Here is a 12,238-nt window from a genome sequence, read left to right on the forward strand (position 1 = left end):
CCAAGTACTTTCTCGACTAAAAATGAACAAAGTGTTGACAAATACCTAGGACGAGCTGTGGCAATAACTTCAAGACCGATAGGAACACCTCTTCCCTATGATAAACTATAATTGGACAAAACGATCATTTAGGGGCGGTTATGATGGATCCTCTGAAAGTGAATGATGCCATTCGCTATTTCCCCTGCTTCTCGTCACTCTCTCCCACGGATTGGTCACTGGCGGAAACCGTTCGTGTATCTCCCTCCACCCTGCATCCCATAACGAAAGGGCATTATTTGACGCATGCAATCTTTATCCTGTCAGGCTGTATTCGAATCTATAAAATCGGTTCTTCTGGAAGAGAAGTGACACTCTATCGCGTTCGGTCGGGAGAATGCTGTGTGCTCATGATGGCAAGCATTTTGGGAGAAATGGAGTACGAAGCCTCCGTAGAAATTGAGACAGATACCGAGGTGCTGCTTTTTCCCGTTGAGTCTTTCAGAGAATGGATGAATGATTACAAACCGGTTAGACAGTATGTTTACAGACAGTTCATGGACAGGTTTACACATGTATCTAGCTTACTTGAGCAGGTTGCTTTTGGCTCCGTCCGTGAGCGTATCGCGACTTATCTCATCTTGCGTCAAAACGAGCTGCGAACTCCCTCAGAATGGATTGAGACTACGCACGAGCAAATGGCCATTGAACTCGGCACAGCCCGTGAAGTAGTTAGTCGACTGTTGAGAGATTTTGTGCATGATGGCGCCATTATCGTGCAGCGAGGAAGAATAGCTGTAACCGACTCCAACAAATTACTTTCTTATACATCGCCTCTGTGACTTTATCACGGAAACCTCCTTTTCACATCGATACAATGATCATGCTAGAAGTTCACACTCGATAAGGAGGTATTTCTAATGAGTCACTATTACCACCAAGATGACCTGAAAAAGATTCCTGAGCTGGTGCAGCTTGCCCCTCATGCTTCTTCATCCTTTTTGGCATTTGAACAAGAGGTCTATACGTCCACGGGAGCGATTCCGTTAAAGACTAAGGAGCTTATAGCCGTCGCCGTTGCGCATGTCACGGGTTGCCCCTATTGCATCGATACGCATGTTCAAAGGTATAAGGAATTAGGAGGTACGCCAGAGGAAATCGTGGAGGCCGTGCTTGTCGCAGCTACTACCAGAGCTGGCGCGGTCCTCAGTCATGCCACACAAGCCCTGATCGCCTTCAACCGCCCTCACCCCCTGCGAACTATAGAGGGAAATGGTAGCACGGAGCCTGAGTGTTTTTGTTAAAGAGTTCTCATAACCGACAAAGAAGGGCAATCCCGAGTAGACCAGCTACTCTGGGATTGCCCCTTTCTTGTATTTCGTTTATTACACTCCGAAAGATACGAACTTCGTTTCCAAATACTCATCCATTCCGAAGTGTCCGCCTTCACGACCGATTCCGCTCTCTTTAAAGCCGCCGAATGGTGCTTGCGTTTGTGTTGGCGAGCCGTCGTTGATGCCGACGATGCCGTACTCCAGCAGCTCAGCCATACGGAAGCAGCGGGAATTATCGCGCGTGTACACGTAAGCTGCCAGTCCATAGCGCGTATCGTTTGCCTGTTTTACCACTTCTGCTTCATCGGTAAAGCGAACGATCGGCACTACCGGACCAAAGGTTTCTTCGTAGGAGATTTTCATTTCATCGGTTACGTCTGTGATGACAGTTGGCTCGCAGTAGAAGCCTTTTGCATAATCGCCCTCGGTCATGCGTGCTCCACCGAATACGATCTGACCGCCTTTGCCTTTTGCGTCTTCGATGTGCTCCAGAACCTTGTTCAGTGCACGTTCGTTGACGAGTGGACCGATTTCGGTTTCTTTTTGACGACCGTCGCCTACCTTTGCCTTTTTCAGACGCTCAACCAGCTTCTCTGTGAAGGCATCTGCTACATCGGCATGCACGTACAGACGGTTGGTGCAAATGCACATTTGACCGGAGTTGCGGAATTTGCTCTCAAACAGACCTTTTACCGCTGCATCCAGATCCGCATCAGCAAATACGATGAACGGGGCATGACCACCAAGCTCCATGCTCACGCGCTTCACTTGCTTCGCTGCACCTTCCATCAGGAGCTTCCCTACGCGAGTCGATCCAGTGAAGCCGATTTTGCTGAGCTTCGGATTGTTGATGAACTCATCGCCGATTGCTTCCGGTTTTCCGATGACGAGGTTTACGACACCTTTTGGAAAGCCAGCTTGCTCGATCAGCTCAAACAAGCGGATGGCAGACAATGGTGTGCTTTCAGCTGGCTTCAGTACGACTGTGCAGCCTGCCGCAAGCGCTGGAGCGATTTTACGCGCTACCATGTTCACCGGGAAGTTCCAAGGAGTAATGGCACCCACCACACCGACAGGCTGGCGCAGAACCATGATGCGTTTGTTCGCTACCGAAGATGGGATGGTTTCGCCGTATACGCGCTTCGCTTCCTCAGCATACCAGACGAAGTTGTCAGCTGCGCCGAGCACTTCCCCTTTGGCTTCACCGAGCGGTTTTCCCATCTCAGCGGAGATAAGACCAGCCAGCTCATCGCGGTGGCTTTTTACGAGCTCAGACAAGTTGTACAGATACTTGGAGCGTTCACGTGCTGTCAGGCGAGACCAAGTGCCAAATGCCTCATGTGCTGCATCGATTGCCTTTTTGGCTTCGCGGCCGTCCCCAAATGAAACGGACCCGACGGATTCTCCTGTTGCTGGGTTGATGATCTGAAGGAATTCTCCGCTTTCAGCAGATACCCATTCCCCATTGATATACATTTGCTTGCTCTCTCCCATGACACTCGCTCCTCTCAATTCCCTTAATAGATTGGTTTTAGAGCCTCAAACGGATTTTTGCAGTGCTTGCAATACAAAATACTGCGGCAGGCTGCGGGTCCAAACAAGTTTTCAATCGTTGTATACGGAGAATCACAGTAAGGACAGGTCACTTCCCATGTATCTCCGGGCTGAAAGCCAACAGGTGGCGGGGCGATGCCGAAGCTCTTCAATTTATCTCGGGCATCCAAGGCGATCCGATCGGAAGTCCAGGCAGGGTCGTAGACAAAACGCACCTGTACTTCGTTAATCCCTTCCCCTTCCACCAGTTTCTCTGAGATGTTCTTCTTCATAATTTCCAGAGCGGGACAGCCGACAAAGGTAGGCAGAACTTCTACGTAAGCGACGCCGGATTCTACCTTCACCTTGTGAATCATGCCCATTTCCACCATGCTAATCACTGGGATCTCTGGATCTTTCACTTCCTGCAGCAGCTCCCAGCATGTCGCCTCTTGATGTTCATGAACGTGCTCATTTACTTGCGCCATGCAGATCACTCCTTTTTATTGCCATCGTCCTCGCTCGCGTTTTCTTACCAGCTTGCTGCCGGATCGATGCGATATACCTCGGACAGAGTAGCCAATGCTTGTATCAGATCAGCGGTGTGCTCCCCGGCGCGGCCACGCTCCTTAGCTGCTCCCGGCTCACCCGGCCAGCTCAGATTCGCCGCTTCAAAAATAGCTTGGGTTTCTTTGAGCCAAACCTCGCGAAGAGTTGCTTCCGCTTCAATCAGACCAAAGCCCGTGATCGAAGCTGCATTCGGACCGAGATCGCTCAGCTCTCCTGCGTCGCTCCATACTTTTGCGATCGCTGCTTCCAGACGTGCGCGAGCATCCGGTGTGCTGTTTGCCAGCTGCTTCAGCCATACTTGCCAGTGCATCAGGTGGTAGCGATGCTCCGTCAGCATTTTGCGGCTGATCAGCGTGAGTGGAGCATAAGAGGACTTGAGCAGCGATTCCAGGCGAACCTTTTTGTGCAAGCCGTATACATAGCTGCGCACGATTGCGTAAGCCCAGTCGTAATGCGGATCGTCGTTGTACCCGCCAGCACCGTTTTGGCGCTCGACTAGAATGGCGTTGCGGAAAGCAGATGCCTCGCGAAGCTGCGCCAGGTCGTCAGCTTTGCCTACACCGAGCTCCTCGAGCATTTCGTAGTACATAACCGCGTGTCCCATCATATCCTGAGCCATGGAGGAAAACGCTACATCTTCTTCAATATGCGGTGCAAGGCCGAGCCATTCCGACCCACGGTAAGCCAAAATAAAATCGTCATCGGCAAGCTGGAAGAGAAGATCAACCAAGGCTTGCGTATACTCCTGATTTTTCAAAGCTTCTTGTGCAGTTTCTACCTGTAGAAGTTCGCCCATGATCATGTTCCTCCTTCTTAGCTGCCACTTTTGGTGTTGTGCTGTGCCTCGTACTCATCTTTATGACGGCGCCATCTGCCTTGCAAATCGCCGTAGCCTTTTGTTTCCCGATAGCTCTTGTTGTCAAGACGCTCCAGGAAAGGACGCTCCTCTGGCGGCAGTCCGTGGATGTCGTCTCGTTTGACCACCCACAGGTTAAAACAAGGCTCGCGGCGCAAGAAGTTTTCCCGTGCCATGGAAAGCGCGACTTCCGCATTTGGTGCCAAGAGACTAAATTGGTGTACAAATGAGGCGCTTACCGTTTTTTGGCTAAACACTTCATAGATGACAAAGTTCTCGTTGTTGGTTTGGTTACTCATCGCACTCACCTACCCTACCTGGCGGCCATACGACAGAATCGCATCGCGCACCCATTTGGTTTCTTCATAGGACATTTCACGCAAGTGCAGTCGGTGGGCAGAACGTGGGCCTTTTCCTTTGACAATCTGCTTGAATTCTTCCCAATCTGGCTGCTGGTAAATCCATTTATCCTCTGCTTCATCAAAGTAGATCGTTTCATCCGGAACGGTAAAGCCAAGGTGGAAGATGCGTGGCAAATACTTCTTCAGGAAGATTTGACGCAGCTCCTCGTTGGTTTGCGAACGGATTTTGTAGCGCATGTTCGACGCTTGGTTACTGGTGATGTTGCCGTTCTCAGGCGGTCCGAAGAACATCAACAGGGATGGCCACCAGCGAGTGATCGATTCCTGCAGCATTTGGCGCTGCTCTTCTGTACCCTCCGCCAGCTCCAGTACGATACTCTCCCCGTGCTGTGCATGGAATTTCTCCTCCGCACAGATCCGGTGCAGGGCACGTGCATAAGGTGCGTAGGAAGTATCCAGCGACATGGATTGCGTAATGATCGCCGCTCCGTCAACGAGCCATCCGATTACACCCGCGTCCGCCCATGTAGGCGCTTCCATGTGAAACACATTATGAAATTTCAAGCGGCCAGCGAACAGATCTTGCATGATGTCCTCACGCGTTTTACCCAGTGGAGCAATCAAGTCCTCAGCGACACGCAAGAGCAGCTGTCCGTGTCCCATCTCATCCTGTACCTTTGCCATGATCGCCAGCTTGCGGCGCAGGGTGGGAGCTTTCGGTACCCATTCCTTTTCTGGCAATGCCCCCATGATCTCGCTGATGCCGTGCATGGAAATCAGTTTGATCAATTGGTTACGGTAATCGTCAGGCATCCAGTCGTCCGCTTCGATTTTTTCACCGCGGTCAATTTTCGCTAAAAACGCTTCCATTTTGGCATCTTCTGTCAGATCTGAATGTTCCAACTGTGTATTCATGGTGAAGACCTCCTTTACGTTCATCGCTTGTCTATGGCATATAATTTATAATACGTTTTTATAACGTTATAATAACATAACGTCATACGATTCTGCAATAGGTGTAATCGTTTTCAAGCCAGACGAATTATTCCATTCTCCCTGTAGACATTGCGGTTTCCCTCAGTTGCTCCGCCATTTTCCGCAGCTGCTGCATGACTGCATCCAGCTCTTGAATACGAGTGGACTGCTGCAGGCTGTGATTCATCGTTTTCTCCATTTCACCAGTGACGGTACCTACAAGCTCGTTCATTTCATCCAATATGCGAAAAATGCTCTTGGCCGACGTTGAAGTCGTCTGGGAAAGCCTACGGATCTCTTCCGCCACGACGGAAAAACCCCTTCCTGCTGCTCCTGCCCGTGCTGCTTCCAGCACCGCATTCAACCCCAGCACGTTGGAGCGAGTCGAGATGTCGCGAATGAGTTGATTGATTTGGGAGGTTTCGGCAATCTTCTTTTCCATCGTTACGGCAGTATCGGACAAGATATGACTTGCTTGTGCCAAATCGTTCGCCTCTTTTGCCAGACTTTCTGTGTGCACCGCAATATTTTCGAGCGCCCCCGTCAAGTTTTCAGCCAGTGCGCGCAGCTGGTCTTCTCGGTCTGTCGTCACGCCAGTGGCCAAGCAACCGACCACCTGGCCGTTTTCAACGATTGGATACCCTACCGCAATATAGGGAATCCCGTACACCTCTTTTCCAATCTTACGCACGACTCTGCGATTCTCTGCTACCGCCGTCGCATTGATACTCCCCGCTCGGAGCTGATCTCCAACCTTGATCCCTAGATTCAGATCTGATGTGGGATAGTACGCCAAAAATTTCTCCCTGTCCGTTACCCCTACCATGCAATCGAACAAGAACGCTTTTTGCAAAATCGGAGCTGCCATCAGCATGCTATTTAACAGGGACATATTCATTCCTCCTGCGAATGTGATAGGAAGGCGTGGACAAAAACAGCCGTTCTTCCCGCATCTGTCCGTTGCGGAAAGAACAGCCGTCTTACCCTTCAGCCTTATCGTTCTTTATTTCAGAATCTGAAATTTTCCATCCTTGACTTCGACCATGATCATGCTGTCCTCCGTGAGGCCGTTGTGATCTTCTGCAGAGAACACGAATTCACCGGTTACCCCGACGTACTTCACTTTCTCCAGGACCTCATTCAGCTTGGACGCATCGCCGCCTGCCTGCTTCAGTCCTTCGACCATCAGGTTCAAGCCGTCGTAGCCATAGCCTGCAAAACCGTCTGGCTCTACATTGTAAGCTGCCTTGTACCCGTCTACGAATTTTTTCACGATGGCTGCCTGCGGATCGTCCGCTGCGATTTGGTCAGAAACAAGCAGCTTGCCCGCTACCATCAGGACACCTTCGCCAGCATCGCCGACGAGCTCGAGGAATTTGCTGTTAGCAGAACCGTGGGAGCTGATGATCGGAATGCTCAGGTTCAGCTGCTTTGCTTCTTTTACAATCGTCGCAGGTCCTGGATTCGTTCCCGCCACGATCAGTGCTTGTGCATCCGTTCCTTTGATCTTCGTCAGCTGGGAGCTCATGGACGGATCTTTGGTTCCGTATTTTTCTTCGGCTACGATCGTGATTCCATACTCAGGCGCGTATTTTTGCAGCTGCTGAGTCCAACCGCTGCCGTATGGGTTGCTGTCGTTGAGCAAAGCGATTTTGGTAATGCCTTTTTCTTTCAAGTATTTATAGATGCGCTTCGTTCCGTGCACGTCCGTGTGTGGGGTTTTGAAGATGCCTGCACGAACCGGATTAGTCATCTGATCAGCCGCTGCCATCGAGATCAGAGGAATTTTTTCCGCTTGGGAAAATTCCGCCATTCCCAGGGAAGGACCGCTGCCCGAGGAACCGAGCAAAGCCACGACTTTTTCCTTGGAAACCAGCTTCTTGACTGCTTTTACCGCTTCTGTATTGTCGGATTTGTCATCTTCAAAAACGACCTCGACCGGACGGCCATCTACACCGCCTGCGCCGTTAATTTCTTTCACCAGCATCTCTACTGCCTGCTTCTCAGGTACACCGAGCGGGCTGTTTGGACCCGTCAATGAGAACACGGCACCCAGCTTAATCGGTTCTTTGCCGCCTGCTGCACCTGCTTCTGCTGCCGGCTTTGCACCGCCACCACAAGCGCTGAGCAAGACCATGGAAGCGAGTGCGATTGGAAAGAGCCACTTCCTCGATTGATTTTTTTTCATGAATAATCCCCCTATCATTTTTCTTTTTCTATTGTCCAACCGCATCATGGGCATGTCCCAGATAGGCTGATTGCACACGCGGATCGTTGCTGATTTTCTCAGCTGTGCCTTCCAGCATGACGACTCCCGTAGAGAGCACGTACGCTCGATCGGAAATCGCCAATGCAGCACGGGCATTTTGCTCGACCAAAAGAACTGTTGTCCCCCACTGGGAGCGAATCTCCTGCACGATCGTCAAAATTTCTTTGGCGATGAGCGGTGCAAGACCTAGGGAAGGCTCGTCCAACAGCAGCAGCTTCGGCCTGGAAAGCAGCGCTCTGCCAATTGCCAGCATTTGCTGCTGACCTCCCGACAACGTCCCTCCCAGCTGCCATTTGCGCTCCGCCAAGATCGGAAAACGCTCGTACACCGTCTCCATTTCTTTGGCGATGTCTCGCTTGCTTGTCTTGGGCATTCGATGAGAGGCGCCCAGCCACAGATTGTCTTCGACGGTCAATGTGGAGAATATCTGTCTGCGCTCAGGCACATGCGCCATTCCCCTCGCCACAACCAGCTCGGCCTGCACGCGGGTAATGTCCTGCTCGCGGAATTGTACGCTTCCCTCTTTGGCATCGTGCAGTCCGCAGATACAGTTCAGCAGTGTCGTTTTGCCCGCTCCATTTGAGCCGAGGAGCGATACGATTTCACCTTCGTTTACTTGCAGGTCGATCCCGTGCAGGACTTCGACGGGTCCATATCGCGCCTTCATGTTGCTCACTTGCAGTATCGCTTTTCCCATCTCTTCACCCCCGACTCTCTACCTGTTCTTCTGTTCCGAGATATGCTGCAATCACACGCGGATTTTCCTGGATTTCACGCGGGGTTCCTTCCGCAATTTTGCTGCCCTGATCCAAAACGACGATGCGATCAGCGATGGTCATAATCATGTCCATGTCGTGCTCGACGAGAAGAATTGCCGTTCCATTTTCACGAATCTCCTGGAACATGCGGCTCATCTCTGCCGTCTCGGTATGATTGAGACCGGCTGCCGGTTCATCGAGCAGCAGCAGCTTCGGCTCCGCTACCATCGCACGGGCGATTTCCATCAGACGAAGCTTCCCGTACGGCAAGCTGCCCGCATGCGAGGAGGCCAGCGAAGAGAGCCCTACCTTTTCCAGCCACGTATGCGCCCGCTCCTGCATCGTCCGCTCTTCCCGTCTAGCAGTCGTCAAGCTCATTCCGCAAGAAAACAAACTCGAATGCGTCTTGGTGTGCATTCCTACCATCACGTTTTCCAGGACCGTCATATCGTCAAAGGTCTGCAGGTTTTGGAAGGTTCTCGTAATTCCCAATTTGGCGTATTCATATCCAGGTACGCGGGTCATTAGCTGATTGGCAAAACGAATTTCTCCCTCAGACGGTGGGATGACACCTGACACCATGTTGAGAACCGTACTCTTCCCTGCGCCGTTTGGACCAATCAGAGCCAGAATCTCTCCCTGCTTCACCTCAAAATCGACGTGATTCACAGCGCGTACTCCGCCGAAATCTCGAGAAAGGTCTTGTACAGTCAGCAGTGTCGTCATATGGCAGCCTTCCTTTCCACCCGCTGTTCTGCATTGGCAGCGGCTTTTTTGGCCTGCGCTTTTTCATTCAGGGAGCGGATCCGCGGCACCAGACCCTCCGGCATGAACATCACGATCAGCACCAAAATGCCCCCGAACACAATCGTATCGACGTCCCCTTGCAAGCCTGGAACTACCTCGCTCAGCATCACGAGTCCTTCACTGATGAAGCCGATGACCAAGGTTCCGATCAACGCCCCCCAGATGCTCGTCATACCGCCGATGACCACCATCGTCAAAAACTTGATGGATTCATGCATGCCAAATGGCTGCGGATCGAGAATTCCCATGTAGTGCGCGTACAGACCGCCGGAGATCCCGGCAAACATACCGCTGACGACGAAAGCATTCAGCTTGAATTTTCGTACATCGATACCCATGGAAGTAGCGGCAACCTCGCTTTTATGAATCGCCCGGAACGCCCGTCCGATGCGGGAATGCATCAGATTCAGCGAGAAGAGCAGCACGCAGGTAACGATTCCCCAGATCAGGTAGTACATTGAAAGCTCGCTGCCTCCGAAAAAGGGAACCTGCGGAATGCTGATCATGCCGCTTGCTCCGCCCGTGACCGGCTCCCACTCTTGTATACCGATCTGGACAATGTAGCCGAAAGCGAGGGTCGCCATCGCCAGGTAGTACCCCTGCAAGCCGGCAATCGCCCTGCCCAGGATGAAGGCAAACACTGCTGGAACAATCGCAGAGGCTACCAAGCCTACCAGCGGGGTCAACCCGAACTTGGTCGTCAGAACCGCCGACGTGTAGGCACCGATTCCCCAGAAGGAAGCTTGTCCGAGCGAGATTTGGCCCGCAAGTCCCATTACCAGGCAAAGTCCGATGGCGACGATGGCTTGCAAACCGATGATGATTCCAACCGAGCGGTAATACTCATCCGGCATGACAAACGGAAAAATGATCATGAGTGCCAAGTAAATCCCTAAGCTTTTTCCCCACTTCTTCGTCAGTTGTTTCATCATAGCCCTCCTTTCCCTACGCTACGTTCTCCAAAGATGCCGGACGGCTTGACCAAAAGCATCACGATCAGCACCAGAAAAGCTATGGCGTCTTTCATACCGGAGCTGATGTAGCCTGCCCCGAGCGATTCGACGATTCCGAGAATAAAAGCGGCTACCGCTGCACCGAGTGGATTTCCCAGCCCTCCGAGAATAGCAGCAGAGAAGCCTTTGATTCCGAGCAGCACGCCGATGTCATACGAGGTTACGCTGAGCGGTGCAATTACTATACCGGCAATGGCTCCTGTCGCCCCGCTGATCCCAAAGGCGAGCATGCTCATTTTCGCGGGGCTGATCCCCATCAGACGAGCCGCCATCGGATTGACCGAACAGGCGTTGATCTTTTTCCCGAGCATGGTCTTGTCCATCAAGTACCACAGCAGGAACAGCACAATCAGTACAGCCGCGAGAATCCATACGCTTTGCTGGGCGATATTGACGCCCCCGAGTGAAAGCGGCTGGTTGCTGGTAATCGGATCGAGAGAGTACGCATCCTTGCCCCAGATCAAGCTCGCCAAACCGCGGATCAGGGTGGATATCCCGATGGTCAAAATGATCAAGCTGATCGGGCTTGCCTTTTTCACGTAAGCGATTACATATTTCTGCATCAGCACCCCGATCAATGTGACGATGAGGATCGCCAGAAAAGCCGCCAGAGCGTACGGGACATTCATGCCGATCATAGCAACGGTGACCATCCCTCCCAGCATCAAAAATTCTCCCTGTGCCAGATTGATCACTTTGCTGACGTTGTAGATCGTGATAAAACCTACAGCGACGATGGCGTAGATGCCGCCACTAACCAAACCGTTTGCGACGTACTGCAAAAGCTCCGTCATAGTCGTGATGTACCCCCTCAAAATTCAAACTTTCTACAATCACCCATATGAAACGCTTACATTTTATAATATGGAAATCTAGCAAATAATTAGAAACGCCCTAGCATCTACTAGGGCGTTTCTAGTGTACAGCTTGTGCCTTGTTTATACTGGCGCAGCTTCATACACGGTCTCAAAGAAACGAACGGCCCCGGGATTTAACAACTGATAGTAGTTTTGGAACAGCTTGTCCGCTTCTTTGCCTAACCATAGCTCTGGCAGTAATTCCTGTGGCAAATCAGGGTCGATAAACAAAAATTTGCGATACTGATGGACCAGCTTCGTTTTGTTCACAAAGCACAGGCTATCAGGAACTTCCTTCTTTTGGCGAATTCTCTCTTCCAGCTCATCGTATTCGGCTTGGTAGCTGTCGATGAACTCTTTGTACTTCGCATTGATCTCATCGATATTCCAGCATTTCTGCACCAGCTGTTTGGGATCGCTCCAGCCAACATGCTCAGCGGCAAACAGTTCCACGTACTCGGTAATCTCTTGGGTCTCTGTCAGCTCCTGAATCGCTTCGCGCAGATTGTTCGGGCTGATCCATGTGCTCGTCGTCAGCATGCCAAAGCCCATATAGCCAAGCTCCTTGCGCAGTTGATCGCGCAGTGCCCTGCGCTCTTCGGGAATGTTGTAGCTGACCATGCACCACTTGCCGTCCCAAGCGCTCGATTCTACTTTGTAGATCCTCGCTGCCGCCTCCTCCAGCCGTTTCTTGCCGCGTTCGGATACGGAATAAAAGCTGCGATTTCCTACCTTCCGTGACTCCAACCAGCCCTGGCGAAGCATCCGAGATATCGCGGCGCGAACAGCTGGCTCTGATAAACCGAACTCTCCCATGAGTTTGGTCAAACTGCCGATCCAGATTTCACTGCCGTAATGGCGGACGTATTCCCCATAAATCGTAAACAGCATGGATTGTGGCTTCACTTTTCTTCTACCCCCAGAT

General features: G+C 51.6%; 14 protein-coding genes. 2 read left to right on the top strand and 12 right to left on the bottom strand.

Annotated elements, in window-relative coordinates; translation table 11 throughout:
• Window positions 1-143 precede the first annotated feature (143 nt).
• Both ACLIN2_RS25915 and ACLIN2_RS25920 read left to right on the top strand, forming a co-directional pair.
• On the top strand, window positions 144-821 hold the full coding sequence (locus ACLIN2_RS25915; protein ID WP_411502549.1) for a Crp/Fnr family transcriptional regulator: 678 nt from the start codon (window positions 144-146) through the stop codon (window positions 819-821).
• Window positions 822-899: 78 nt separating this feature from the next.
• A complete protein-coding gene (locus ACLIN2_RS25920) occupies window positions 900-1,283 on the top strand; it encodes a carboxymuconolactone decarboxylase family protein (protein ID WP_411502550.1) in 384 nt (127 codons plus the stop codon).
• A gap of 81 nt (window positions 1,284-1,364) precedes the next feature.
• Here ACLIN2_RS25920 and ACLIN2_RS25925 read toward each other — a convergent pair whose 3' ends face one another.
• The 12 genes from ACLIN2_RS25925 to paaX form a co-directional block, all read right to left on the bottom strand.
• The gene (locus ACLIN2_RS25925) at window positions 1,365-2,807 is read right to left on the bottom strand and encodes an NAD-dependent succinate-semialdehyde dehydrogenase (protein WP_411502551.1); all 1,443 of its coding nucleotides are present in this window, start codon (window positions 2,805-2,807) and stop codon (window positions 1,365-1,367) included.
• A gap of 23 nt (window positions 2,808-2,830) precedes the next feature.
• Window positions 2,831-3,334 carry a 1,2-phenylacetyl-CoA epoxidase subunit PaaD gene (gene paaD / locus ACLIN2_RS25930; protein ID WP_122961122.1) on the bottom strand — a complete coding sequence of 168 codons (504 nt, stop codon included), beginning with the start codon at window positions 3,332-3,334 and terminating at the stop codon, window positions 2,831-2,833.
• 44 nt (window positions 3,335-3,378) lie between these two features.
• On the bottom strand, window positions 3,379-4,212 hold the full coding sequence (gene paaC / locus ACLIN2_RS25935; RefSeq protein ID WP_411502552.1) for a 1,2-phenylacetyl-CoA epoxidase subunit PaaC: 834 nt from the start codon (window positions 4,210-4,212) through the stop codon (window positions 3,379-3,381).
• 17 nt (window positions 4,213-4,229) lie between these two features.
• A complete protein-coding gene (gene paaB / locus ACLIN2_RS25940) occupies window positions 4,230-4,571 on the bottom strand; it encodes a 1,2-phenylacetyl-CoA epoxidase subunit PaaB (RefSeq protein WP_092273654.1) in 342 nt (113 codons plus the stop codon).
• A gap of 9 nt (window positions 4,572-4,580) precedes the next feature.
• A complete protein-coding gene (gene paaA, locus ACLIN2_RS25945; RefSeq protein WP_092273657.1) occupies window positions 4,581-5,549 on the bottom strand; it encodes a 1,2-phenylacetyl-CoA epoxidase subunit PaaA in 969 nt (322 codons plus the stop codon).
• Window positions 5,550-5,676: 127 nt separating this feature from the next.
• Window positions 5,677-6,501, bottom strand: a complete 825-nt coding sequence (locus ACLIN2_RS25950; protein WP_400584940.1) for a methyl-accepting chemotaxis protein — start codon at window positions 6,499-6,501, stop codon at window positions 5,677-5,679.
• 111 nt (window positions 6,502-6,612) lie between these two features.
• Complete coding sequence (locus ACLIN2_RS25955) at window positions 6,613-7,797, bottom strand: ABC transporter substrate-binding protein (protein WP_092273663.1); 1,185 nt, start codon at window positions 7,795-7,797, stop codon at window positions 6,613-6,615.
• 28 nt (window positions 7,798-7,825) lie between these two features.
• Window positions 7,826-8,575, bottom strand: coding sequence for an ABC transporter ATP-binding protein (locus ACLIN2_RS25960; protein WP_092273666.1), 750 nt, complete (start codon window positions 8,573-8,575; stop codon window positions 7,826-7,828).
• 4 nt (window positions 8,576-8,579) lie between these two features.
• Window positions 8,580-9,362 (bottom strand): ABC transporter ATP-binding protein, encoded by a 783-nt coding sequence (locus tag ACLIN2_RS25965; protein WP_092273669.1) that lies wholly within the window; start codon window positions 9,360-9,362, stop codon window positions 8,580-8,582.
• On the bottom strand, window positions 9,359-10,372 hold the full coding sequence (locus ACLIN2_RS25970) for a branched-chain amino acid ABC transporter permease (RefSeq protein WP_411502553.1): 1,014 nt from the start codon (window positions 10,370-10,372) through the stop codon (window positions 9,359-9,361). Before ACLIN2_RS25970 ends, ACLIN2_RS25965 begins: the two co-directional genes overlap by 4 nt.
• The gene (locus ACLIN2_RS25975) at window positions 10,372-11,250 is read right to left on the bottom strand and encodes a branched-chain amino acid ABC transporter permease (RefSeq protein WP_327932165.1); all 879 of its coding nucleotides are present in this window, start codon (window positions 11,248-11,250) and stop codon (window positions 10,372-10,374) included. The genes ACLIN2_RS25970 and ACLIN2_RS25975 overlap by 1 nt, the downstream gene beginning before the upstream one ends.
• A gap of 144 nt (window positions 11,251-11,394) precedes the next feature.
• A complete protein-coding gene (paaX, locus tag ACLIN2_RS25980) occupies window positions 11,395-12,219 on the bottom strand; it encodes a phenylacetic acid degradation operon negative regulatory protein PaaX (protein WP_122961127.1) in 825 nt (274 codons plus the stop codon).
• Window positions 12,220-12,238 lie beyond the last annotated feature (19 nt).

The organism is Brevibacillus centrosporus (assembly GCF_046622605.1).
Lineage (GTDB): Bacteria > Bacillota > Bacilli > Brevibacillales > Brevibacillaceae > Brevibacillus > Brevibacillus centrosporus.